The 23216-nt window shown below is 38.7% G+C and carries 30 protein-coding genes and 2 pseudogenes; 12 read left to right on the top strand and 20 right to left on the bottom strand.

Annotated features, from left to right (window positions below; all coding sequences use genetic code 11):
• Positions 1–60: 60 nt before the first annotated feature.
• Together V8V91_RS01905 and V8V91_RS01900 are read left to right on the top strand one after the other, a co-directional pair.
• Positions 61–366, top strand: coding sequence for a DUF2752 domain-containing protein (locus tag V8V91_RS01905; RefSeq protein ID WP_373398520.1), 306 nt, complete (start codon positions 61–63; stop codon positions 364–366).
• Positions 359–736, top strand: coding sequence for a TM2 domain-containing protein (locus V8V91_RS01900; RefSeq protein WP_373398519.1), 378 nt, complete (start codon positions 359–361; stop codon positions 734–736). Before V8V91_RS01905 ends, V8V91_RS01900 begins: the two co-directional genes overlap by 8 nt.
• A 75-nt stretch (positions 737–811) precedes the next feature.
• Here the strand turns inward: V8V91_RS01900 and V8V91_RS01895 are convergent, their stop codons facing one another.
• Together V8V91_RS01895 and V8V91_RS01890 are read right to left on the bottom strand one after the other, a co-directional pair.
• A complete protein-coding gene (locus V8V91_RS01895; RefSeq protein ID WP_373398518.1) occupies positions 812–982 on the bottom strand; it encodes a hypothetical protein in 171 nt (56 codons plus the stop codon).
• Entirely contained in the window at positions 982–1527 is a 546-nt protein-coding gene (locus V8V91_RS01890; protein ID WP_373398517.1) for a hypothetical protein, read from the bottom strand. The genes V8V91_RS01895 and V8V91_RS01890 overlap by 1 nt, the downstream gene beginning before the upstream one ends.
• Positions 1528–1575: 48 nt before the next feature.
• On the opposite strand from V8V91_RS01890, the gene V8V91_RS01885 reads away from it, so the two are divergent.
• From V8V91_RS01885 to V8V91_RS01875, 3 genes are read left to right on the top strand one after another with little or no spacing between them, the layout of a single operon-like run.
• Positions 1576–1926: a HEAT repeat domain-containing protein gene (locus V8V91_RS01885; RefSeq protein WP_373398516.1), complete on the top strand. Its 351-nt coding sequence runs from the start codon at positions 1576–1578 to the stop codon at positions 1924–1926.
• A gap of 20 nt (positions 1927–1946) precedes the next feature.
• The gene (locus tag V8V91_RS01880; RefSeq protein ID WP_373398515.1) at positions 1947–2099 is read left to right on the top strand and encodes a hypothetical protein; all 153 of its coding nucleotides are present in this window, start codon (positions 1947–1949) and stop codon (positions 2097–2099) included.
• Positions 2100–2136: 37 nt separating this feature from the next.
• A complete protein-coding gene (locus V8V91_RS01875) occupies positions 2137–2757 on the top strand; it encodes a hypothetical protein (RefSeq protein WP_373398514.1) in 621 nt (206 codons plus the stop codon).
• Here the strand turns inward: V8V91_RS01875 and V8V91_RS01870 are convergent.
• The 4 genes from V8V91_RS01870 to V8V91_RS01855 are packed head-to-tail and all read right to left on the bottom strand — an operon-like array spanning position 2754 to position 5240.
• Positions 2754–4124, bottom strand: coding sequence for an ATP-dependent helicase C-terminal domain-containing protein (locus V8V91_RS01870; RefSeq protein WP_373398513.1), 1371 nt, complete (start codon positions 4122–4124; stop codon positions 2754–2756). The genes V8V91_RS01875 and V8V91_RS01870 overlap by 4 nt on opposite strands.
• The gene (locus V8V91_RS01865; RefSeq protein ID WP_373398512.1) at positions 4010–4570 is read right to left on the bottom strand and encodes a helicase-related protein; all 561 of its coding nucleotides are present in this window, start codon (positions 4568–4570) and stop codon (positions 4010–4012) included. Before V8V91_RS01865 ends, V8V91_RS01870 begins: the two co-directional genes overlap by 115 nt.
• 35 nt (positions 4571–4605) lie before the next feature.
• On the bottom strand, positions 4606–5061 hold the full coding sequence (locus V8V91_RS01860) for a DEAD/DEAH box helicase (RefSeq protein WP_373398511.1): 456 nt from the start codon (positions 5059–5061) through the stop codon (positions 4606–4608).
• Positions 5061–5240, bottom strand: coding sequence for a hypothetical protein (locus V8V91_RS01855; protein WP_373398510.1), 180 nt, complete (start codon positions 5238–5240; stop codon positions 5061–5063). Before V8V91_RS01855 ends, V8V91_RS01860 begins: the two co-directional genes overlap by 1 nt.
• A gap of 172 nt (positions 5241–5412) precedes the next feature.
• Here V8V91_RS01855 and V8V91_RS01850 point away from each other — a divergent pair, with 172 nt between their 5' ends.
• The gene (locus tag V8V91_RS01850; RefSeq protein ID WP_373398509.1) at positions 5413–5649 is read left to right on the top strand and encodes a hypothetical protein; all 237 of its coding nucleotides are present in this window, start codon (positions 5413–5415) and stop codon (positions 5647–5649) included.
• Between the two features lie 122 nt (positions 5650–5771).
• On the opposite strand, the gene V8V91_RS01845 is transcribed toward V8V91_RS01850, so the two are convergent.
• The 3 genes from V8V91_RS01845 to V8V91_RS01835 all read right to left on the bottom strand — a co-directional run bounded on the left by V8V91_RS01845 (position 5772) and on the right by V8V91_RS01835 (position 8992).
• Positions 5772–6278, bottom strand: a complete 507-nt coding sequence (locus V8V91_RS01845) for a DUF2911 domain-containing protein (protein ID WP_373398508.1) — start codon at positions 6276–6278, stop codon at positions 5772–5774.
• A gap of 240 nt (positions 6279–6518) precedes the next feature.
• A complete protein-coding gene (locus tag V8V91_RS01840; protein ID WP_373398507.1) occupies positions 6519–7673 on the bottom strand; it encodes a Gfo/Idh/MocA family protein in 1155 nt (384 codons plus the stop codon).
• A 287-nt stretch (positions 7674–7960) separates the two neighbouring features.
• A complete protein-coding gene (locus V8V91_RS01835; RefSeq protein WP_373398506.1) occupies positions 7961–8992 on the bottom strand; it encodes an MBL fold metallo-hydrolase in 1032 nt (343 codons plus the stop codon).
• Between the two features lie 209 nt (positions 8993–9201).
• Here V8V91_RS01835 and V8V91_RS01830 point away from each other — a divergent pair, with 209 nt between their 5' ends.
• Positions 9202–9657, top strand: coding sequence for a (2Fe-2S)-binding protein (locus V8V91_RS01830; RefSeq protein ID WP_373398505.1), 456 nt, complete (start codon positions 9202–9204; stop codon positions 9655–9657).
• Positions 9658–9662: 5 nt separating this feature from the next.
• A pseudogene (locus V8V91_RS01825) lies at positions 9663–11827 on the top strand (molybdopterin cofactor-binding domain-containing protein).
• A gap of 73 nt (positions 11828–11900) precedes the next feature.
• Here V8V91_RS01825 and V8V91_RS01820 read toward each other — a convergent pair.
• Positions 11901–12254, bottom strand: coding sequence for a hypothetical protein (locus tag V8V91_RS01820; protein ID WP_373398504.1), 354 nt, complete (start codon positions 12252–12254; stop codon positions 11901–11903).
• A 106-nt stretch (positions 12255–12360) separates the two neighbouring features.
• Here V8V91_RS01820 and V8V91_RS01815 point away from each other — a divergent pair.
• Positions 12361–13505 (top strand): annotated as a pseudogene (locus V8V91_RS01815) (cysteine desulfurase family protein).
• Between the two features lie 56 nt (positions 13506–13561).
• On the opposite strand, the gene V8V91_RS01810 reads toward V8V91_RS01815, so the two are convergent.
• From V8V91_RS01810 to V8V91_RS01795, 4 genes are read right to left on the bottom strand one after another with little or no spacing between them, the layout of a single operon-like run.
• Positions 13562–13912, bottom strand: a complete 351-nt coding sequence (locus V8V91_RS01810) for a nucleotidyltransferase family protein (RefSeq protein ID WP_373398503.1) — start codon at positions 13910–13912, stop codon at positions 13562–13564.
• Positions 13897–14142 carry an NTP transferase domain-containing protein gene (locus tag V8V91_RS01805; RefSeq protein WP_373398502.1) on the bottom strand — a complete coding sequence of 82 codons (246 nt, stop codon included), beginning with the start codon at positions 14140–14142 and terminating at the stop codon, positions 13897–13899. Before V8V91_RS01805 ends, V8V91_RS01810 begins: the two co-directional genes overlap by 16 nt.
• A 2-nt stretch (positions 14143–14144) precedes the next feature.
• Positions 14145–14282 carry a hypothetical protein gene (locus V8V91_RS01800; protein WP_373398501.1) on the bottom strand — a complete coding sequence of 46 codons (138 nt, stop codon included), beginning with the start codon at positions 14280–14282 and terminating at the stop codon, positions 14145–14147.
• Positions 14273–15262, bottom strand: coding sequence for an XdhC family protein (locus tag V8V91_RS01795; RefSeq protein ID WP_373398500.1), 990 nt, complete (start codon positions 15260–15262; stop codon positions 14273–14275). Before V8V91_RS01795 ends, V8V91_RS01800 begins: the two co-directional genes overlap by 10 nt.
• A 287-nt stretch (positions 15263–15549) precedes the next feature.
• On the opposite strand from V8V91_RS01795, the gene V8V91_RS01790 reads away from it, so the two are divergent.
• From V8V91_RS01790 to V8V91_RS01780, 3 genes are all read left to right on the top strand, one after another.
• Positions 15550–17073 (top strand): M20/M25/M40 family metallo-hydrolase, encoded by a 1524-nt coding sequence (locus V8V91_RS01790; RefSeq protein WP_373398499.1) that lies wholly within the window; start codon positions 15550–15552, stop codon positions 17071–17073.
• A 95-nt stretch (positions 17074–17168) separates the two neighbouring features.
• Complete coding sequence (locus V8V91_RS01785) at positions 17169–18218, top strand: DUF819 family protein (protein ID WP_373400848.1); 1050 nt, start codon at positions 17169–17171, stop codon at positions 18216–18218.
• A 7-nt stretch (positions 18219–18225) separates the two neighbouring features.
• A complete protein-coding gene (locus tag V8V91_RS01780; RefSeq protein WP_373398498.1) occupies positions 18226–18699 on the top strand; it encodes a hypothetical protein in 474 nt (157 codons plus the stop codon).
• Positions 18700–18743: 44 nt separating this feature from the next.
• Here V8V91_RS01780 and V8V91_RS01775 read toward each other — a convergent pair whose 3' ends face one another.
• From V8V91_RS01775 to V8V91_RS01750, 6 genes are all read right to left on the bottom strand, one after another.
• The gene (locus V8V91_RS01775; RefSeq protein WP_373398497.1) at positions 18744–19679 is read right to left on the bottom strand and encodes a hypothetical protein; all 936 of its coding nucleotides are present in this window, start codon (positions 19677–19679) and stop codon (positions 18744–18746) included.
• Positions 19680–19795: 116 nt separating this feature from the next.
• Positions 19796–20800, bottom strand: a complete 1005-nt coding sequence (locus tag V8V91_RS01770; protein WP_373398496.1) for an Ig-like domain-containing protein — start codon at positions 20798–20800, stop codon at positions 19796–19798.
• A gap of 88 nt (positions 20801–20888) precedes the next feature.
• Entirely contained in the window at positions 20889–22010 is a 1122-nt protein-coding gene (locus V8V91_RS01765; protein ID WP_373398495.1) for a hypothetical protein, read from the bottom strand.
• A 142-nt stretch (positions 22011–22152) separates the two neighbouring features.
• Positions 22153–22614 carry an MBL fold metallo-hydrolase gene (locus V8V91_RS01760; RefSeq protein WP_373398494.1) on the bottom strand — a complete coding sequence of 154 codons (462 nt, stop codon included), beginning with the start codon at positions 22612–22614 and terminating at the stop codon, positions 22153–22155.
• Complete coding sequence (locus tag V8V91_RS01755) at positions 22593–22907, bottom strand: MBL fold metallo-hydrolase (protein WP_373398493.1); 315 nt, start codon at positions 22905–22907, stop codon at positions 22593–22595. Before V8V91_RS01755 ends, V8V91_RS01760 begins: the two co-directional genes overlap by 22 nt.
• A 56-nt stretch (positions 22908–22963) precedes the next feature.
• Entirely contained in the window at positions 22964–23185 is a 222-nt protein-coding gene (locus V8V91_RS01750; RefSeq protein ID WP_373398492.1) for a hypothetical protein, read from the bottom strand.
• Positions 23186–23216: the final 31 nt, after the last annotated feature.

Raw genomic sequence — 23216 nt, 5'->3', positions numbered from 1 at the left:
CGAAATTGGGCTATTTAGGCTATGTTTAGGTAATGGCACCTTTTTCGTATCATAACAGACATGAAGGAAATAACACAACGGCTACAACGATTCCCTCTAGAGCTATTCTTCTGGACTGGTAGTTTGATAGCAATCCTGATGCTTGAACCAGGAGCTGAGCCTCATATGAGTCTTTGCCCTTTGGATCAACTTGGATTTAGCTGGTGTCCTGGATGTGGATTGGGAAGATCTATGAATCTCCTTGCAAGAGGCGATTTTCAAGCTTCATGGTCCATGCATCCTTTGGCGATGCTTGCTTACGTAGTGATTTTCTCTAGAATTTGGCAACTAATTAAAAACCTTAAAACAACACACAATTATGGCTAATGTATTGAGACATCTTCCTGAATTGGAAGGAATGGAACTGGGGTATATCCAGGGATTGATGAAAAACATGGACGAAGACCAAGCATCTCTATTTGCGCAAGTTTATAGAGCAAGACGAAAAGATGCTCAAATGATCTTAATCCTTACTTTGCTAGGCTTCTTTGGCTTCGCTGGTTTGCATCGATTTATCCTAGGACAAATAGGACTGGGTATTCTCTATATTTTGACTGTAGGTCTTTGCTTTATCGGTACCATCGTTGACTTAGTCAATTATAAAAGTTTGGCTTATGAGTATAACATTAAAGTAGCTCACGAAACCATTAACATGTTATCTACCTCCTTTGATATGGGACAAGATCATAAAGAATAAAATCACCTTAACCACTAACGGAAAGACCTGAAGAGATTCAGGTCTTTTTTTATTAGGTGTTTTTTAACCCAGATTCTACCAATCCTCCAAGTCCTGGTTCCCTTGTTGTGACTTTGCCATTTGCTCTATCGAGCCTAGCTTTCTTCTACCTATTTCAGAAAATAATAGTTGAAAATTATTCAACTTTCTATGTATTTCCTGTAAGGTTTCAAAATCAGGCTGCTGTACGTGAAAAGGAATACTCATTAAATTTTCCTGCTTTTTTTCAAATGGAGGAGTAGGGTTTGCTCCAAAAAATAAGGCCATAAAGTCTTGCTACAAGAAATGCCCCAATGAGTAATTGGATATTGATCGGAATAGCTTTGAAGGCGTTCATTTATATCCACAAAAAACTGTTCCGATTCTCCTAATCTTATTCTTGAACCTGCTCTAGATTTCCCTTTGGTTTTCAAATATTTAATTTGACTTTTTCCTTGCTTTTGCCGCACCATATAAGCCCTGAAAACTTTATGGTTGACCATTTCTCCATTATGAAAGTGACCCGTACATGCTATGCCGGCCCGGATCATCACCAATGCCAAATGGTAATCCTCTCTCTTTAGTAACCCCGCTGTTCTACTAAACTCCATCGACCAAGGCAAGGAAACTTTTAGTAACCAATCATTATTCTCGCTAAACTCCAATTGATGTGATTCGGGTAAATAAGTTTGCTGCAAACCCATATCAATGGCTTTATTCTGAAGATTTGAAAAAATGGTGGAATTGATCTCTTGGTAATTTCCTGTAGACATGATTTGGATGACAATTCAATTATCTTTGTGCAAATAAACTGAAAATTTATGCAGGAGGAAACTCAAAAACTTTTTGACAAAATTTGTGATCCCAATGAAAAAGAAGCTTTCTATTTTGCCGAAAAGCTAGGAAAGATCAATACGGAGGAAGTCAAGGACAAACTGATTGAACTCGTTAAAGGAGATAATTGGGAGATTGCTTATTTAGCATGTAAAGCATTGGCGAAAACGAGTTTCAACAACAAGGCTTTGGAAGCTATTTTTACTGCAATTAGAGATAAGAAAAATCAAAAGCACCAAGGTGCATTTGTACAAGTCTTGGAGGAATTTGATTTGAGTGAAAGCTTCGTCGATATTTTTAGAGTGTATTTTTTGGAAACTTTAAGGCCGAAACACTAGCAAAAGAATATTTAGATAGTGTGGAATTCGAAATTACCCCAAAAACGATTCGAAAAGCTGAAAAACATTGGAACCATTACTTGCATAATCCAGAAGACGAAGGAAGTTTGGCCATAAAAAAGTCAGAAGTCGAACCTATGTTGCTAGAAATGAAGGAATTATTTTCTGAATAATCGGCAACAAAATTACTGTTCGCATGTTTAAATAAACATGAAAAACATTGACTTTTTTGGACTTCATACCCAGTTTTTTCTCGATCATGGCTTCGAGATCAATCAAAACTATATGTTGTTTCAAAAAAGTTTCCCAATTGGAAGCCAAGTGATCTTTGTTCATCACCACGAAGATTCTAGAGGCACATGTCTGGAATATAATTTAGGTATCCGAATCCATCAAGTGGAAGAATTAATCCATGAATTTCTTCCCACCTTAAGTGGTTTTTCAGAACGGTCCATTACCTTGGTTCAATCTCAAGAGAAAATCAGTAAGAATATCCCACGATCATTTATTATTCATGGGGAAGAGGAGCTAACGGATGTCCTTCACCGGGGTGAAAATTTTTTACTTACTGATGGGATTCCTTGGCTGGACAAAATGATAGACCCACTGAACCTGGAAATTGCATTTTTTGAGAGAAAGTCAAACTTTTTCAAATCGCATAATTTTGTTTACAACGCATTTCGAGCTACTGCGTTAAGCAAATTATTTAATCCCAAAGACTATCCTTATTTAAGACAGTTGTTTTTGGAACATATAGAGGAAAAGCAAATGACACCTTTTACAATTGCTTCATTCTTAAAGTTTTTGGATTACTTGGATAAACTAGATTAAGACCTTCTTTTTACACCTCTAACAGCTTCGGCTGAAATTGGATCTTCTGGCCATTCATGTTTGGGGTATCTTCTCTTTAATTCTTTTTTCACTTCAAAATACCCATGTTGCCAAAAGCTTTTCAAATCCTGGGTTAATTGTACAGGCTTGAAGCCAGGCGATAGCATTTCTATTAATACAGGGATTTTTCCAGCATTGATCTTGGGTGTTTCCAACAATCCGAATAGTTCCTGTAGTCTTACTGAAAGAATAGGAATTTCACCCTCTGAACGATATTCCAATTTGATTTTGCTGCCAGATGGAGCTGCTAAAGTGGCAGGAGCTAATTCATCCAAAAGCTGCTGTAATTCAAATGAAAGGCTTCTCTTCAGAATCTCAACTAGATTCAATTGCTTTAAATCTTCATTCTTTTTGATATTCTGTAAGTAAACCTCCAGCCATTTTTCGGGAGTTTCGCATAGCTCAGCCACAGACCAATTCGGCCATTCCTGTTCTGGATTCCAAATTTTCAACGATTGAACTCTTAAAATCAATTGTTCTACTGCTTCATTAAAATCCAACAAATATTCTCCCTCTTCCCTGATTGCTTCTAAAATAGCTTCTTTGACATTCCCTTCTGAATAATTCGCCAAAGGTCTGGTGCCAAGTATAATAGAGCCAATCCTTATTTCAGAATGAGCCTGTAAACCACCTTTCTTCCGATCCCACTTTAATACTTCCTTTGTTTTAAGCATGGGAGCCAAGTCCTTTGGATTAATAGGTGCAGCCATCCAAATTTTCCCCATACCTTCTCTTGCATCCATATGTGCCACTGCAAGCCACGATTCATGGGCTAAATCATCACGGTGACCAATTTGGGCAATTTTTCCATTGGCCAGCTGAAATTGGGCATTGTTACCTGGTCGAGCGGCTGCAATCCTTTCTGGATATGCATAAGCCAATAATAAACCAGTCATCCAAGGGTCCACTGCTTTGTTCTCTGGAGCAACCTTAAACATGGATCTATAAGAAGCTGCTAATTTTTCAATCTTTTTGATTCGGGGAACGGTCACTCCTCGATCCCTATATCTTCTTAAGGCCTCAATCCTCAAGTTTAGATCCACACCAGCTTCAGGACCTAAGGGATCTCTTTCATCTAAAATAGCCGCGATATCTGTTCCTAATCCAAGTTCATCATGGTTCTTCGCATTCAATAACATATGGGCGATCCTTGGATGTGTAGGAACAGCGTGTATTTCTTTCCCATGAGCGGTCAGATTTCCATCCTCCAATGCCTCAATAGCCTCCAAAGTCTTTTCTGCCAATGATAAAGTCCCGGAAGGAGGAGGGTGAGCCAAGTCATGGTTCGAATATCTTCCTGTCCCCATGCTTTCATATCCAACACCATGGGAGCTAGGTCTGCTTCCAATAATTCTGGTGTTCTAAATTCAGCCATTTGATTTTCGATGGCTTTTGTCCAGAGTCTATAAGAATGACCTGCTGTTAACCTTCCTGCACGGCCTGAGCGTTGATCAGCAGAGTCCTTGCTAATCCTATGCAAGACCAACCTAGATAGACCAGTCCTAGGGTCAAACTTGGAAGACTTTGCATACCCGGAATCAAGAACCACTTGGATGCCTTCTATGGTAAGCGAGGTTTCCGCGATATCTGTCGACAACACAATTTTCCTTTTTCCGGAAGGGTCGGGAAGTATAGCTCTATTTTGTGCACTAGGAGAAAGTTGACCATACAAAGGCAAAACCAAATCATCTGGTAAGGCATTTCTTAAAATGGATTCCGCTTTTTTTATATCTCCTTGCCCTGGTAAAAACACCAAAAAATCTCCTTGATGCTGTTTCGTTAATGGGATCAGTTTTCGTGCAGTATCTTCCCCGATATTGTATTCATCGATTTCCCTAAATGGGCTACTTCAACAGGGTATTGTCTACCGCTGCTTTGAATGACTTGGGCATTCAGCAATTCTGAAAGAGTAGGGGTGTCGATGGTCGCGGACATCAATAAAATCCGCAAATCAGGCCTTAATACCTCCTGAATTTCTCTACAAAGCGCCAATGCAACTTCAGAATGAAGGTTTCGCTCATGGAATTCATCAAAAATTACCATACCAACATCTTCTAAGCTATTATCAGAGTGCATCATCCGAGTTAAAATTCCTTCGGTGATCACTTCAAGTTGGGTGTTTTTGGATACCACCGATTCAAAACGGATTCTATAGCCGATTAAATCTCCAATTCGGGTTCCTGACATATCAGCCATCCGTTGGGCAATGGATTTAGTTGCCAAACGTCTTGGCTCCAACATCATTATTTTTTCCCTTTTAACCAAGGTTCCCCCAATAACGACAATGGAAGTAAGGTACTTTTACCTGCCCCAGGAGGAGCTTGAATGATCAGAGAATTAGAATCGGAAAGGTGTTGACTTACCTCAGGGATGATGTCTGCTACTGGTAGGTCAAAAGAATGAAAATCGAAATTTTGAAGCATGGGATGCAAAAATAAAAGATTAAAAAGTAGGAGACGCATTTTGGGCTCCCAATTCTGTTGGAGAAAACAAAAAACATTAACTGGTTTCAACCCTTTAAGTTAAACCCAAACCTTCCACTGCATACAAACTAGTAGTTTTAAAGATGAATAAATCTCCGAATTCAAATTTCATATGGGTTTAGATGTTTTTGGAAGGTGTTTAGTTTTTCAGGAATTATTCTTGGAACTTTTGAAAAACTTGGAGTATCACCATTTCAAGTATGATTCTCACCCCATTCTTTTACAAACGCATGTCCACTTTTACGATGCAGAGGCTTTTAGCTTTGGAAATAATATACTACTCAAAGCAGGTGATCAAATGACTGTGGCTTGGGAGGGAATGGGAAGACCCTTGGTCAATTATTTATAAAGAGAAGATAGAAATACCTACCAAACAGTCAAACAGTTATAAGCTTTCTATTCTTGAATTTTAAACAATAAAAAAACCACGGGAAAATTCCCGTAGTTTCATTTTTCTTTTAGGTTATATGCTTAAGAACCCAATTTCGCAGATGCTTTTCCATATTCCCATCTAATTTCAAAGCTAGATGGTTTCACTTCATAAACCAATCGCTCTTCCATGGAAGAAGTTTGTTGGGAAGGAACACTTACTCTAAGCACATCTTTGCTTGAATCATAATCAAATGCTCCCCACTGCTTGGCAACTTCATTGAAAATGAATGTAGATGTGTTTTCCCCAGGGATTACAAAGAATCCATACGTTCCAGCAGGTAACTTTTTACCTTCAACCATGATATCCTTGGTAGTGGTAAAAGTAGTTGCTTCATTTGCTCCCGCTCTCCAAACCTCACCCAAAGGAACCAAATCTCCCCAAATCACTCTACCTTTTACTGCAGGACTACTATAATTGATGGTGATTTTAGCATCACCTACAGTTCCTTCAGCTGTCCTAGCAGGACTTGGTTTTTCTTGTGCAGTTGCAGCAAATCCTACAAATGCCATTAGGATCATTGCAAAAAAACTCTTTTTCAAATTCATTGTCATGTTATTTTTAGGTATTTAGACTGGAAAATACAGAATTTATTCAAAATAGAATGTCATCAAACTGACATTTTAAAGAAAAATAACGGGATGCTAATGAAAGAGGTTTTCCTAAAGCATTTTTTAAATTACATAAAAAGAAACAGGGAGTTGAAAAGTATTCAACCCCCTGTTTTTAGGTTTATTAAAGCAAATAGGTTTAGAATTCCTTTTGCCCTGAATTATTCAAAGTAGCTATTAAGAAGGAATCTTAACCCAAGCTTCCTTGGCATTACTTTCAACAATTGCCTCACCAATTATCAATTCTCTCAAACCATCTGCAAAGGTTGGGAAGCTAGGAGATTCAGGCATTTTACCCTCACGAACAGCAGCATAAACCTCTTTGAATAGTTGTTTTGAGGTGTCTGGGAAGCCTTCTTGGTGTCCACCTGGGAAACTTACCAAAGAACGTGCTCCTGCACTTACCAAAGCAGGGTCTTTCATCATTACAGAATTTGGTTCATCTCGCTTACCTATCCAAAGTTCATTTGGTTTTTCTGCATTAAATTCAAAGTTTGCCTTAGAACCGGAGATTTCAATATTCAATCTGTTTTTACGGCCAGCATTGATTTGACTGACGGTGATTGATCCCGTTCTACCATTATCAAAACGTAATAATACGGTTGCATAATCTTCAGAATTCACTGGATACTCTTTATAATCAGAAGGATCCAAGGCTTTTCCAGAGAAAGTCTCAATTGCTTTCAAAGGTTTCAATCTGGTTTTGTAAACAGTAGAAAAATCAGCCATCACTGCAGTAATTTTCAAACCTGTCACGTATTCTGTCATATCCAATAAATGGGATCCAATATCAGCTACTGCTCTTGATCCGCCTGATTGTTCAGGTTCTAATCTCCAGTTATAGTCTGTTCGATGGAATAACCAATCTTGCAAATAAGAACCCATGACAGAATTTACTTCACCCAATTCTCCACTTTCACGCATCACTTTCATCTGTCTTACCATTGGGTAATAGCGAAGATTGAAATGTACTGCATTGACCAATCCTTTCTCTTCTGCAATGGCAACCAATTCTTCTGCTTCCGCAATGGTATTCGCTAAAGGTTTTTCACATACCACATGTTTACCTGCCAATAAACAAGCTTTCGTTTGTGGGAAATGCAGGAAGTTAGGGGTACAAACATGTACCACTTGAATGCTGTCATCCTTCAACATATTTTCAAAAGTATATGCATTTGGAATACCAAGCTCCTTGGCTTTGGCTTCAGCTACTTCTTGGTTTACTTCAACAAGACCTGAAACATGGATATTAGGAATTCTTCTTAGTGCCTCTAAATGTGCGGGACCGATAAAGCCGGTTCCTACAATTGCAGCATTGATCGTCTGGGACATAGGTTTTTTTAGGTTGAATTAAATAGATATTTAAAATGTCAAATTAGGAAAAATGCTTCAAAAACTAGCCATTTATAAAATGTCATTTTCTTAAAAAAGCATGTCGAATTAGCCCATTTCATAAGTTAATTTTCAAAAACTCCGCTCTATTCTCTGAAAATCAGCACTATCTATCCTTTTTTAAGGCTTAATCCACCATTCTTCTCTTGTTTCAAGATTTTGATCCAAATTAATATATGACCCGATTTTTGGAACATATACAGGTATTTTAAGCCCCTCAGCTGACTTTAGAACACGTTCAATTGGATCAGTCCAAGAATGCATGGCAGGGAAAAAGCCGCCCAATGGATGGGCATGATGACCTTGGCTTGAATATCCAAACCTGCTTGTGCGGTTTCTTCTGGCATCATATGAATCTCCTTCCACCGCTCATTGTATTGACCACATTCCATCATGGCAAAATCAAAAGGACCAAAGCGGTCTCCGATATCTTTGAAATGAGGGCCATATCCACCATCCCCACTAAAATAGATTCGGTCGGACTTTCCATGGATCACCCAAGATCCCCACAACGTAGAAAATCGATTAGTTAGTCCTCTTCCTGAAAAATGTCTAGAAGGAGCAAATGCCAACTTTAGACCATCTACCTCCAATTCATCCCACCAGTCCATCTCATGAATTTTCTCAGGATGAATTCCCCATGCTTTTAAATGGGATCCCAGTCCCAAAGGGACATAATAGGCTTCAGTCTTACCCATCAGTTTTTGAACTGAACCATAATCCAGATGATCGTAATGATCATGTGAGAACAAAATCATATCAATGGATGGTAATTGTTCAATTTCTATAGGAAGCTCTTTGCTGAACCGTTTCTTTCCCAACATGGGGTGGGGAGCAGGTACTTCCCCAAGCATGGGATCTAATAGGATGTTTTTACCATCTATTTGTAAGAGAAATGCGGAGTGTCCAAACCATATCAACCTCGTACCCTGGTTTGGCAAAGTAAGATCTACGGAATCAATTTTCACTATGGGAATATCAAAATCAGGGGCTCTGGAGGGATCGTTTTTAAAGAATTCAGGTAGCATTTTTATTGCTTTTCCAAAATCCATATCCATGTTGGTTTCGATCAAGTTTTGAAACTCTCCATTGGAATAATGCTCCAGTTTTTCAAATTCGGCTTTCTGCTCAAAACTGGGATTGCTTCCAAACTGGGGACTTAGACTTACGAATAGAAATCCTATGATTAGGAATATAAGGCAAATGGAGAAGATCACAATCAGTAATCTTTTAATGGCCTTTATGGAAGATTTAAGCATGTAATGATTAGGATGTTTTCAAAAATATCGCACAAGGATATACTCAAATCCTTATAAAAAGATGTCCAATTCCTGAAAAATACTATAAAAATCTTTCCTCTCTATGAATTCATCCATGCTTTAAAGCCAATACTTCTAAATGCATTTCCATAGACGGCTTTATTTACCTATTGAATTTCTTTAACTTAAGGTTCAAAAGACATAAATCCATGGCAACATTAAATCTTAAAATTAACGGTAGTACCCATACTGTTGATGTCGAAGAGGACTCCCCTTTATTATGGGTTCTTCGGGATCACCTTGGCTTAGTGGGTACCAAATATTCTTGTGGAATTGCCCAATGCGGGGCCTGTACTGTTCATTTAAACGGTGAGGCTATATTTTCATGTAGCATGCCTGTTTCAAGTGTAGGTTCAGATGAAATAACCACCATAGAAGGCCTATCCAAAGATGGAGATCATCCAGTCCAAAAGGCATGGGATGAAATTGATGTGGCCCAATGTGGGTATTGCCAGGCAGGGCAAATTATGAACGCAGCAGCATTTCTAGATAAAAATCCTGCTCCAAGCATGGAGGAGATAGAAAATGCAATGAATAGAAATATATGTAGATGCGGAACCTATCATAAAATCAGAGAAGCTGTTGCAAAAGCTGCTAAAATCTAAAAATCATGGCTACACTAACAAAAACAACTAGACGGGATTTTCTAAAGATAGCAGGTACGACAGCTGGTGGCTTATTTATAGGCTTTAACTGGCTAGGATGCGATTCACCAAAAATGGAAGTCCTAACCGATGAACAGGTTCTTTCTCAAGCCAAAGGCTTTAATGCCTACCTTTCAATTGCACCAAGTGGAGATATCGTGATTTATTCACCTAACCCAGAGTTAGGGCAAAACATCAAAACATCTTTTCCTATGGTAGTGGCTGAAGAACTGGATGCCGACTGGAAAAATGTTCGGGTCATGCAAGCAAATCTGGATCAGGAAAAGTATGATCGCCAGTTAACTGGTGGGTCAGGTGCCATGCCACATTCCTGGGAAAGATTGAGAAAAGCAGGTGCTACAGCACGGTATTTATTAGTAGCTGCTGCAGCCAAAGAATGGGACGTTCCGGCTTCTGAAATAACAACTGAGGCTAGTATGATCTACCATAAGGGAAGTGGTAAAAAAGCTAGCTATGGAGATATGGCAATTGCTGCCTCTGTTTTAGAAGCACCAGAAGAGGTAACCCTAAAAGATCCAAAGGATTTCAAAATCATTGGTACCCCAGTTAAAAATGTAGACAACCAGGCCATTTTTACTGGAAAACCATTATATGGATTAGATTTCTACAGGGAAGGAATGAAGCATGCGATGATTCAAAGGCCTCCTTTTGGAATGAAAATCAAATCAGTAGATGATGCTGCAGCCAAAAATGTAAAAGGCATTTCTGATGTCATGGTCATGGAAAATAATGTAGTCCTAATCGGGGATTCCACTTGGCCATTGATGAAAGCTAAAAAGCTTTTGAAAATAGATTATGAGGCAGACGGGCTTGTGGAAAGTTCCAGTGATCACGACCGTCTTTTCCGTGAGATGTTAGATTCTAACAAAGCAGAAGAAAGAAGGAGAGATGGTAACGTAGCCATGGCCTTTAAAAACGCCGCCAAGGTGGTTACAGCTGAATACCAATGTCCATTCCTATCGCATTCTCCAATGGAACCCATGAACTTCTTCGCGCATGTGAAGGAGAATTCTGCGGAACTAATTGGACCCACGCAAACACCAGATAGAGCTGCTTCTGCTGCAGCAGAAATACTTGGCATTCCCAAGGAGAATATTACTGTGGAAATCACACGCTTGGGAGGGGATTTGGTAGAAGACTTCGAGCAGACTATGTGGAAGAAGCAGTAAAAGTTTCTAAAGCAATCAATGCACCTGTTAAAGTGACATGGAGTAGAGAAGATGATATTACAGGTGGGGCATATAGACCTGCCGTTAGGTATCGATTTGAAGCTGCCTTGGATGCCGATGGAAACATGATTGGATATAAATTAAAAGGAGCTGGAATCAATGCTGGAAACAGCACACGCCAGAATAATTTTCCTTCAGGAGCAGTAGACAATGTGTTGATTGAAAGTATTGATCATAATTCGCCAATTACCACCAATCCTTGGAGAGCTCCAATTACCAACTTCTTGGCTTATGCGGAACAATCTTTTCTTGATGAGGTGGCTTTAGAAGCCAACCGGGATCCTGTGGAATTCAGGCTTTCTCTTCTAGAAAAGGCCAAAGCAAATCCGGTTGGAGGAGAATTGGGATACGATGCGGATCGAATGATTGGAGTGATTAAAACTGCTGCTGAGAAATCCAATTGGGGGAAAAACCCAAATGTCAGTCAAGGTTTTTCAGTTTACTTCTCCCATAGGACCTATGTTGCGCAGGTAGCGGATATTGAAATGGAAAATGGATCTCCTGTACTCAAGAAGATCACCGCAGCAACGGATTGTGGGATGGTAATTAACCCAACCGGAGCCAACCATCAGGTAAGAGGTGGAATTGTGGACGGAATGGGACATGCGATGTATGGTAATCTGACCTTTGAAAACGGTCTTCCTACACAAAAGAACTTTGATAAGTATCGATTGATCAGAATGAAGGAAGTTCCACAAATAGATGTGCATTACGTGGACAGTGGGTATGATCCGACTGGATTAGGGGAACCTGCATTACCACCGACTGGAGGAGCGGTTGCCAATGCCATTTACAAAGCGACAAAAAGAAGATTAAGACGGCAACCATTTATAGAGCAAGAGGAGTTCTCTGATCTTAATCTGGAAATCAAACGTGCTTAAATTGACTATTGGTTTACTACAAAAAAGGTGTCAAAATTACTTGACACCTTTTTTTATAGGATTCTATATAAGCTTAAATATCATCCATTCCCCTTTCAGGCCAATAGGGTCCTTTTAGTATTAATTTCATGGTTAATGGATTTATTAAAAAATCCACTTTCAATTCTTCCTTCTTTTGTTCATGAATGGCCAAACAGGCATTAAAATGCACCAAATCAAATTCCAGAATCAATTGTCCTGAATTTTCGGTGTAAAATTCTGGATCCTCTTTCAAAAGAACCTGCTCGACTACAGCTCCTTCACGTTTGAAGTAATAGGAAAGAAAAATTCCTAGCTCCTTTTGATTTTCCTTCAAAGCAGAGGGAATAGAAGAAGATAGGGCTTCACCATCTTTCTCTTTAAGCTGTAAACTCCATGTTTCTTGCATTTCAAAATTATTTGAAAACTATAAGCAATAAAGCGAATAGTTAACGAATTTAGTTCCTCATCAATTAAACCTTTTAAAGCTCAGTCGAAACTTCTATTTTGAAACTATGAATTACCCAATCTATTTGGATTACAATGCCACTACACCTTGTGCTCCGGAGGTTTTAGATGAGATGTTGCCATGGTTTTCTCAGCACTTTGGAAATGCCGCCAGCAAAAGCCATCCTTATGGATGGGTGGCAGAAGAAGCTGTGGAAAAAGCCAGAGAACAAATAGCTAATTTGATAGGAGCAAGGTCCAAAGAAATCATATTTACTTCTGGAGCTACCGAGGCAATCAACTTGGCTATCAAAGGGATTTTTGAGGTATATACAGGCGAAAAACAACATTATATCACTTGCCAGACGGAGCATAAAGCCGTATTGGACTGTTTTGAGGAACTGGAGGACAAAGGGGCAAGTGTGACTTATCTACCTGTTCAAAGAGATGGAAGCATTGATTTGGATACACTACTATCCTCCATTCGACCAGAAACAAAAATGATTGCCCTTATGTGGGCGAATAATGAAACTGGGGTCATTCATCCAATTTCAGAGATCGCTCAAATCGCAGAGGAAAGAGGCATCATTTTTTTACCGATGCAGTCCAAGCTGCTGGGAAGATTCAAGTGTCCGTAAAAGGCATCCACTTAATGGCCATCTCGGCTCATAAATTTGATGGACCCAAGGGAGTAGGAGCATTATTTATAAGGCATAATCACAAGCTTCCTAAACCGATAGGCCAGATTTCTGGCGGGGGTCATGAAAAAGGATTTAGAAGTGGAACATTGAATGTACCCGGTATTGTAGGGATGGGGAAAGCAGCAGAAGTAAAGCAAGGAATGTTGGAATCAGAATTTTCCAGACTTTCACTCCTTCGTAACCAATTGGAAGAAGGATTATTACAAATCCCTAAAACTTATTTGAACGGAAGTCAAGAACATAGATTGCCCCATGTGACCAACATTTCTTTTGAAGGAGTAGAAGGGGAGGATTTACTTCGGAAGGTATGCATGAAAGTAGCTGTCAGTTCTGGTTCTGCCTGCACCAGTATTTCACCAAAACCTTCACATGTATTGAAAGCAATGGGGTTGGATGACTTTCTAGGCAGGGCTTCTTTACGATTTAGTCTGGGTAGACCAACCACCGAACAAGATATCTTGGATTCAATAGCTTGGGTGAGGAAATCAATGAAGGACTTAAGAATGGAATAGATTGATACCCTTGACGTACTAGGTACATACCCACTAGCGATTTAATCAATCCTGTCCTACAAATTCAAATCCCTTAAATCCGCTTCCGTGTCAACATCTGTCTTTCCTTTTGGGAAGGGGACAATTTCTAAGTCATCCTCATGCACTGCTGCTATTTTTTTTGCGCCTTCATCACCCGTTAAAGACATCAATTCTTCAAAATATGCTTTCCCAAAAAGAATTGGGACACCAAAGGTTTTGGAATAGCCACTGGCAATAATTCCTTTCCCTGTTTTTGCTTGCGTGGCGATCAGTTTATTAATAAGCTTCGCATCCACAAAGGGTTGATCGCAAAGCATGATGATTACTTGATCTACGGGATTGATCTTTTGAAGATATTCCAACCCTTTAATCAGTGTACTGGACATTCCCTCTTTCCAATTTGGATTTGGAATATTAGGAATACTGGCTCCAGGAAAAGTCTTTTAATTTCATCCTTAAAAGCTCCAAGCACCAAAACCTTTTTATCAGCCTTCGATCCATTTGCGGCATCTATTGCATATTGAAGCAGGGTTTTATCCTTGTACCGGGCTATTTGTTTAGGATAACCTAATCGTGAAGATTCTCCTGCTGCCAATATGATAATCCCTGTTTTCATTTTTATAAAAGTTCCTGATGAATAGGTCCTTCTTTTTCTTTCAGAAAAGACCCTGTTTTTCCTGCCAAAACCGCTTTGATTTCAGCCAATACAGCTAATGCAATTTCTTCTGACCCTTCAGCACCTATATCTAAGCCCATGGGAGAAAAAGGTGATCTTTCCTTACCGCCCCTCCCTTGATTTCTAATCTTTGGATCATTTTTTCGGATTTTTTCTTTGGTCCCAAAATACCGATATAAGGGATATCGAAATTCAATAGCTGTTGCAATACTACGCATTCATATTCAAAATTATGCGTCATTAACAAGGCAACAGTTTGGGAGTCTATACTTAATTTCTCAACTGCTTCATTCGCAGGGGCTACCACAATTTCTTTGGCTTTTGGAAATCGGCCTTGGGTAGCTTGATTGGCTCTCCCATCAATCAAAATCACTTCAAACCCTAAAATATCTGCTAACTGTACTAATGGAATGGTATCATTCCCTGCTCCAAAAAGTAATAAGCGTGTGGCCGGTTTAATTTTTTCAAAAAAGATCTGAATTGAATCATGTTCAGGATAACTTTTTATCAAGCTACTTAACTGGGATGTATCATTTGCTTGGCTACTAATCTGATTTAACAAATTGGGCGCTACTTGTTCTAGCTTACCTATTTCCTGCCCATTTTTATAAAGAAGAATAGTCCCAACCTGTTCAGACTTGGAATTTTTTATGGAGAATAAGGTAATTAAAGTGCCTACGTTCCTATCTGAAAGTGCCGTTTTCAACAAGTTGACAGAGTTGGAAGCATCTTGATAATCAATCGGTTCAATCAACACATGAATAATACCATTACAACCTAAGCCTACTCCAAATTTTTGATCATCCTCATCTGTGGTATCATAAGTGACCAACATGGATTTTTGTTGGAAGATCACGGATTGTGCTTTTCTAAGTGCATCACCTTCTAAACATCCACCACTGATCGCTCCAGTTAATTCACCATCTTCAGAAACCAACATTCTTGCTCCCGGTCTACGGTAGGCAGATCCATCCACATGGACTACTGTAGCCAAAGCAATCTTCTTATCCAATGTCTGGTAATGTTCATACGCCTGAATTATGGCCTGAAGTTCTTTCATAAATAAATTAGCTAATCATGGGGGAATTGTTTCAAGATAACTTACCTGAACCTCTATTTCAAAATTTAACTTGGGATTGGATAAAAAGATTTGAAAACTGTAATATTTTATTTGAAATATGGCCCTTCAAGTAGCTTCTTATTAGTCGGGAATGGGGATTTACCATCTACTAGAATTCCATTTTATTGTTTCATACTGAATAAACCTTAAAAAGTATGGGGTAAACAGAGGCTTTTAGTATAGGCATTTTTCTAAAAATGTTATCTTTCTTTTTCTTACCTAAGACTATGAAATTTAAGCAATTCATTCTCCCACTTTTCCTATTTCCTCTCACGTTTCAAAATGTATTTGCTCAGTTGACCAGCAATGAAATAAAAGAAGAATCCTCCAAAGAGTTAAGGTCTTCCTTAAAGACTTTTCGAGAATATCTTTCCATTCCAAATAATGGAAAAGTGGATGAAGACATTCAAGCAAACCTAGAATGGTGTAAGGATGCGTTGGAAAGCCGTGGATTTAATACCAAAGAGCTGAAATCAGGCTCCGTTCCACATCTTTTTGCGGAAGGCACATTTGACCCAAAGAAGAAAACTATTTTGGTTTACATGCAAATAGACGGACAACCTGTTGATTCTTCTTCCTGGAACCAGGAGAGTCCCTACATTCCTGCTCTAAAAATGAAAGAAGGAGAGGAGTGGGAAGAGATTAACTGGAACTTTCTTGAGGGCCCAATTAACCCAGAATGGAAAATATTTGCGCGGTCTGCTTCCGATTCGAAGGGACCTACTATGGCATTTTTTACAGCTTTGGATATTCTTAAAAAAACTGGAAATCAGCCCTCTGTCAACTTAAAATTTATTTTGGATTTTCAAGAAGAAATGAGTTCCCCAGAATTAGCTGATGTAGTTTCCCAAAACAAAGAACTCTTTGAGGCAGATGGAATTTTGATCATGGATGGTACCCGGCATATTTCCAATTTACCCAATTTAACTTTTGGAGCCAGAGGAATTGCCACAGCTACCATTCGAGTTTTTGGGGCTTCTAATGACCTACATTCAGGTCAATATGGAAATTTTGCTCCTAACCCTGTATTCTCATTAAGTAGATTATTGGCAGCCATGAAGGATGAAGAAGGAAGAGTGTTGATCCCTAACTTTTATGCTGGAATTCAGTTTTCTGATGAAGAAATCAACAGTATGAAAAAAGTCCCTGAAGATCTGGAAGAAATTGAGAGAGATCTAGGGTTTGCAGAAGCAGAGAAAGTAGGTAATTCACTTCAGGAAGCGCTTCAATTTCCAACCTTGAACGTCCGGGGACTTCGAGCAGGTTGGGTAGGAGTAGAGGTAAGAACCTTGATCCCATCTGAAGCGATAGCAGAAATAGATATGCGATTGGTCAAAGAAACTCCTGGACAACGGCAAATTGATTTACTAAAGCAATTTGTGATCGATCAGGGGTTTCATCTAGTAGAAGATGAACCTACTATTGAGGAAAGAAACAGCTATCCTAAACTAGCTTCCTTTGAGTATAGATTAGGTTCTGATCCATTTAGAGCAGAGATGGATTCTCCTTTTGCCAATTGGTTGAAGTCGGGGATGAATTATGTATTTGGTGATGAGTACATCAATACCAGAACTACTGGTGGGTCTCAACCCATGGCTCCTTTTATCAATATTTTAGGAATACCAGCTGTGTCTGTTCGAATTCCAAACCCGGACAATAGCATTCATGCTCCCAATGAGAATATCAGAATTGGAAATTACTTGGAAGGCATTCAAACCTGTCTAGGTATCCTTACCCAACCTTTTCAATAAATGGGTAATCTAGATTTAATCGCATTTGGTGTGGTCCTACTCACCGTAGTCTTTGTTCTTAAAATTAGTAGAGTGCAACATCGGATCATCAAAAAATACTCGACTGGTTTCCGGCAATTCTTTTCGCTTATGTGATTCCAGCAGGTTTTACTCATCTTTTCGGATGGGACCTCTCTGAGGTTTACTTACATAGTTTAAGTCGTAACTGGATAATTCCCATTACATTATTAGCCGTAATGAGTGCACTCCCGTTTCGCCAATTGGCAATCGTAGGTGTCCGTCCATTGCTCCTGTTTTTTATCGGTTCGGCAATAATTGCCACACTACCTATTATCCTGGTTTCACTGTTTTCGGGGCTTGATCCAAATTCTTCAGAGCTGTTTATAGTACAGGGTTTTTGGAAAGGTCTGGTCCCTATTGTCGGGGGATGGATTGGGGGAAGTACCAGTCAATTGATTTTAAAAGAACTCGCAAAAACTCCTGAATCGCTATTTCTTTCTGTGTTGGTTCTCGATAATATTTTGGTCAATATCTGGACCATTCTCATGTTTCAATTCATCAAAAAAGGAGAGGTTTTCAATCTCTTTTTTGGCATCAATGACCCAATCCCCGATCAATCTGAGCTTCATCTGAAAAACAGTGGCAGGAAAATTTTTCCCTTCGTCACGATCCTATTATTCTTTGGGATTTCATCCATCATTTTTTTCCTAAACATTTCCTTCTTGGGAATGGTCATTATTTTATCGGTAATTGGATTGGCTTTGGGAAACCTAATCAAAATTCGGAACACCAGGTTTTCTCTTCAATTAGGAGGAATCTGTATTGTGCTAGTAATGGCTATTTTGGGCTTAAGACTAGACTTCAGCAATTTAAGCTTACCCTTCCTATTTATATTATTGGTAGTGATTTGGTTAACCCTCCATTTTATAGGTATGTTGATTTGTGCTAAAATCCTCAAGTTAAATTTGGTTTGGGTTCCCATAGCTTCAATGGCAAACCTAGGAGGAATTTCCACCGCTCCTGCAGTCACTGCGGCATATCGAAAGGATTTGATGCCACATGCAATTTTGCTTGCGATCCTAAGTATGGTCACCGGAACAGGATGGGGGATGTTGACGATATACCTATTTGAGCTTTTAAATTAAATTTTCAATGCAAATACCAAGTCTAGCAGAAATAAAGAGAGAGTTAAGCTATTTGAATGAAAAAGAGCTTAGAGAATATATCATTGAATTAAGCAAGTTCAGTAGAGATAATAAGGCCTACTTGTTCTTCAAACTTTATGGAAGGGACCAACCGGGACTTTATGTACAAATGGTTCAGGAAGACTTGGAATTGGAATTTCAAAATGCAAGGGGAGAACACGCTTATTATGCAAAGAAATCAGCTCAGAAGATTCGAAGGAAAATGAATAAGCTTTTAAAGCTCAGCAAAGACAAAGCAGATCAGTTAGAGGTGCTTTTATTTTTCTGTGAACGAATGAAGAAATATGGCTTTTTAAGACATTCCAATACGGTAATCGAGAATTTGTACCGGTCTCAACTTTCTAAAGCTGAAAAAATCCTTGCTGGCTTACACGAAGATTTACAGTTTGACTACCAAAATAGGATAGAGGAATTAGGATAAAAAAGCCCCTGAAAAATCAGGGGCTTCAATGGATTTGATCTTCCTTATTTACGTGGCCATGTTGCCCAAATCCCACAATGTCCAGCATTATCAGTTCTGTAAATTTCATGCTGAATACCTGAATAAGAAGCATTCATAACTGCTCTAGGAGAAAATTGGAATTCGCCATTTTTCTTGATAAATCCTGTTCCGAAATGTGCTTGGTCAAACCCATGGCCCATTTCATGAAGTGCCACAGTTTCTAAATCGATCTGTCCACCATCCGCTGCCCAAGGGAAATTGTCATTGTAATAAATCTCCTTCAAGGCGGAATCAATTTTACCATCACCGTTCAAATCTGGTTCACCTGTAAAAGAAAAAGTAAAAGTTACTGCCAATATAAAATTAGAGCCTCCCGGAGCTAAAAGATCAAAAAATTCAGCTGGCATAAACCCTAAATTTGAAACATCAGCAAGGACATCAGGAATACTTGGGAATCCCAATATAGCAGCAACAATACCATAGGGGTCAGCCTCTGTTGGAGTACGATACAGCCCCATTTCAGAGCAGGAAACTTCTTCCCAAGTCTGGGCTGCATTTTCTATTGCACCGGTGGCTTCACTTGTACCAATGGTAGAAGAAGGCCTAGCCTCATCGATATAATAAGACATATCAGAGGTTCCGAAGATTTTCCGATCTGGATTAAAATGAAAATCCAACTGCTTACTTCCTTTATCGTCAAAAATGACAGTTCTTCCCATTTGTTCACTTCCAGGTGCGGTAATAAACTCTGCCTTCACTAATTTAACTTCCAGCTCCTCTCCAGCAATTCTCGCATTTTCGGACTTAACATTTACTTTTATTGTTGGCACTTTTAAATCGCTGTAAATAATTTCATCTGCCAATTTTTGCTGACCCAGATCATTGGTCTCATCTAAATTCTGGCAACTAAAAAGAATAAGTCCAGAACATAACCCAATTAAAATTTTACTGTTTTTCATAAAATATAGTTTAGTTGAAAATATTAATCATAAAATAATCATATTGAAAATATAGTTAATCAAACTTCTAAAAAATCTTGAATAGAAAAGTTAAACCATAATCAAACAATTATGTTTTAGTAAATCTGAAAATTGATAAATTTCAAAATTGTATTATCTGTTGGAATACCATTAAATTTTGCCAGATCTCTTTCAAACAATCTATTTAAATTATTACCCGCCAAATCTTCCAATCTACTTTCTATTTGGATCCTATATTTTCCAGGCTTCCAACTGATATTGGGAACAAATCGAATGGATTTTTCATGGATTCCTAGTTCAAATTCACCAAGAATAAGTGAATCATTCACTCCCTTAATACTAAATACTTCATTTAACAAGGAATAATCCAAAGGCTCATTGAATCTAATGGTCAAAGGTTCAAACGTGTTGGATGTAGGTGATTCAATTATCCATGTGTTTGGATTGGGAGAAATGCTATCTCTGTGGTTGACCCAAAATCGCTTTGAATAATCTTGATCCAACGCATTTTCATTTTTTGCCTCCCAATTGGAAGAAACTAATAATTCATAAGATTGGGATTGCTCCAAAGGTGCACCCATTTCCAGATTGGGAATTAAGTCCCTTTTAATTCTTCCCGGATCTAACCAAATGGTCAAAATGGTTTGATCCTCATTCCATAATTCTGGTTGGAGGTTTAGAAATACGGACGGTACGGTATCCTGATTAGCATCCATTAGGGCAATATGTTCTTGGGATATGCCCTCTTTCATGGATAGAGAAAATTTTAAATAAATCTTTAATAAATTCTCAGGTAAGGTATCCTGGCTTGGATAAATAGATAAAAGTTTAGGAATTTGTTCTTCCTCTTCTTCAAAAGGAATAAAAACTGTCTGCAAGACTCGATCTTGAGAAACCACCTCATAACTTAAGCCTCTGGTAAATGGAATTAATGGTGTAAAAATTATTCCATTTGGGCTTTGCTCAGTCTTCCCCAAAATAGATAAGCGCTCACCGTTTTGGATTAGTCGAACTTCCAATTCCTCACTCAACTCTGAACCTGAAATTTGAAATGCGATGGCTTTGTTATTTTCCCAATGTATCATCACATCTGTGTCCATCTCCTGAGTGCAGGATGAAAAGATGAGTGTTCCAAAAAAATCAGGTTATACAAAAAATATAACCTGACTTTGAGTAAGCGTCGATTCATTATCTAAGCAAGTAATCTGCTTTATCTGTTGACCATAAGTCTAAAGATCCATTGGACCTTCTTTGAAGCATAATAAGGGTGCCATCGTCCATCTTATCCAACTGTTGAACGTTTGTTAAAGGCATGGATACAAAATCAACCCCATCAGTTGCAAAATTATCAGGGACAGGTTCAGTTAAAGAACCTTCAAAACTCTCAATGTCTTCATAATTTACCCGGAACACTGGCCGGTTGGAATTCGCCATGACCAAGTAGGATTTACCATTCTTATTGACACTTAAAATATCCAATGGTTGATTGCCACTTCCCATTTCAGCAATCGTTCTTCCCTTAATATGTTTTCCTGCTTTTAACTCATCCAATGGAAATAATACCAAAGGAGTACAGGTGTAACTAGCTACCAAATAATCTTTTCCATTGATCTCGGCAGTGGTAAATGTTTTAATGGGAGAGGTGGTTTCATATCTTCCATGGGCTGCATGAAAAATCTCAAGTGAAGCATGATCTTGAATATCTGTAAATGGGAAAGGAATGCTCCTGAAAGTGGAACTGAACTCCTGATTTGACAGTCCACTTACCAACAACTTCCCATCTGCATATCCCAAATCTGAAATCGAGGAAATTCTTAATGATCGACCTCTTCCATCTTTGGCATCTTCAGCAGGAGAATTATTGAGCTCAACTGAAGCGTATTCAATATTTTCCAGTGTTACCGGAGCAAATTCATCTCCTTCAAGCGTCATCAATAAAGGGGTTCCATCTGCTGATTGGATAGCCATATATACCTTTTTGGAGGTGGGGTTGACTGCTATATCCAAAATTGATAGGTGATCTACAGTAGTCCCCAATTTACTTGCAAGCTTCTTATCGATACTTTGGATATTTACCGAGGTAATTTCATTGGTAAATTCATTATCCTTGGTATTAATAGCAAAGACAGCCGCACTTTTAGAGTCTCCGATAAAAAGAACTCCCTCTGGTCCAAAAGCTAAAGAGGTGATGGATTTAATTTCAGGGGTTCCTTTCGCCATTCCATAAGGCAATTCTATAGGCTTAAAGGAAAATGCCATGATTACTGCCATCAGGAATCCAAATAGGAATAAAATGTATGTATTTTTCATGGTTATAAATTTATAGTAATCTGAATCTCTTTAAGTTAGGAAATATTTCCTTTTAAATCGATCCACTTATATAAAAGGGGATGAAGACATTCCACCTAATTTTTAATTAATCCCAAAAAATTCAACTTCCTAAATGAAGGTATTATCTCCACCAAAATTGGTTTTGTCGTTCTTGATTCAAGTCCACCAATTCCCCTAGTTCAGGAGTATGGAAAGGAATGCTTTTGCGTTGGGCAGATGCAACAAATTTTTCAACGGGATCCGTCCAATGATGTTGAGCTAATGAAAAACCTGCCCAATGAACCGGCATCACTTTCCTCGCCTTTACATCCATTGCAGCTTGAATACTTTCTTCAGGAAACATATGGATTAAGCTCCAATTCTCATTGTATTGCCCACACTCCATCCATGCAAAGTCAAAGGGACCAAGTCTTTCACCTACTTCCTCAAAGTGATTTCCATATCCACTATCACCACTAAACCAAAGTCGCTCTTGCTCCGTTTGAAAAGCCCAACCACCCCAGAGGGATTTAGCTCGATCTGTTAACCCTCTTCCCGAAAAATGCCTGGTAGGTGTATAGGTTATTTGAATATCCTGAAACACCTCCGATCTCCACCAATCAAATTCAATAATCTTATCCTCCTCAATCCCCCATTTTTTAAATGTCTTCCAACTCCCAACCCTGTAAAATATTGCTTCACTTTTGGTTGAAGCTTCCTAATACTATCCAGATCAAGATGGTCATAATGATCATGTGTCATTAATAGCAAATCAATCTCTGGAAAATCATCTATAAGTGCTAATGTATTGGTGCTAAATCGTTTAGTAGTAAATGGTGCAATGGGAGAGGCATTGGTTCCCAGCATGGGGTCAATCAATATGGTTTTACTTTTCATCCGAAGGAGAATTGCTGAATGCCCATACCATATAAACTTTGATTTTTCGGAAGGAGCTAAAAATTCCCTACATGAAAAGGTACAATAGGTAAGGGCTTTTTGGGTTCCCTGCCTTCTTTTTCGCAAAACTGTTTGTAAAGAAACTTTGGAAGAGCCTGAAAACTGAAATCCATACTGGTAGGTTCTAGATTCACGAATTTCTCTCCATCCCAATTGCTGATCTTTTTATATTCTTCAATATCTCTTTTACTGATTTTACCTCCGAATTGCTTTCTCATTTGGATAAATTACTTGCAGGTACATTTTATT

The sequence above is a fragment of the Algoriphagus halophilus genome (assembly GCF_041729275.1).
Classification (GTDB): Bacteria; Bacteroidota; Bacteroidia; order Cytophagales; family Cyclobacteriaceae; genus Algoriphagus; species Algoriphagus halophilus_A.
Note: the sequence above shows the minus strand (reverse complement) of the source record. Positions and strands in the feature narration are given on the sequence as shown.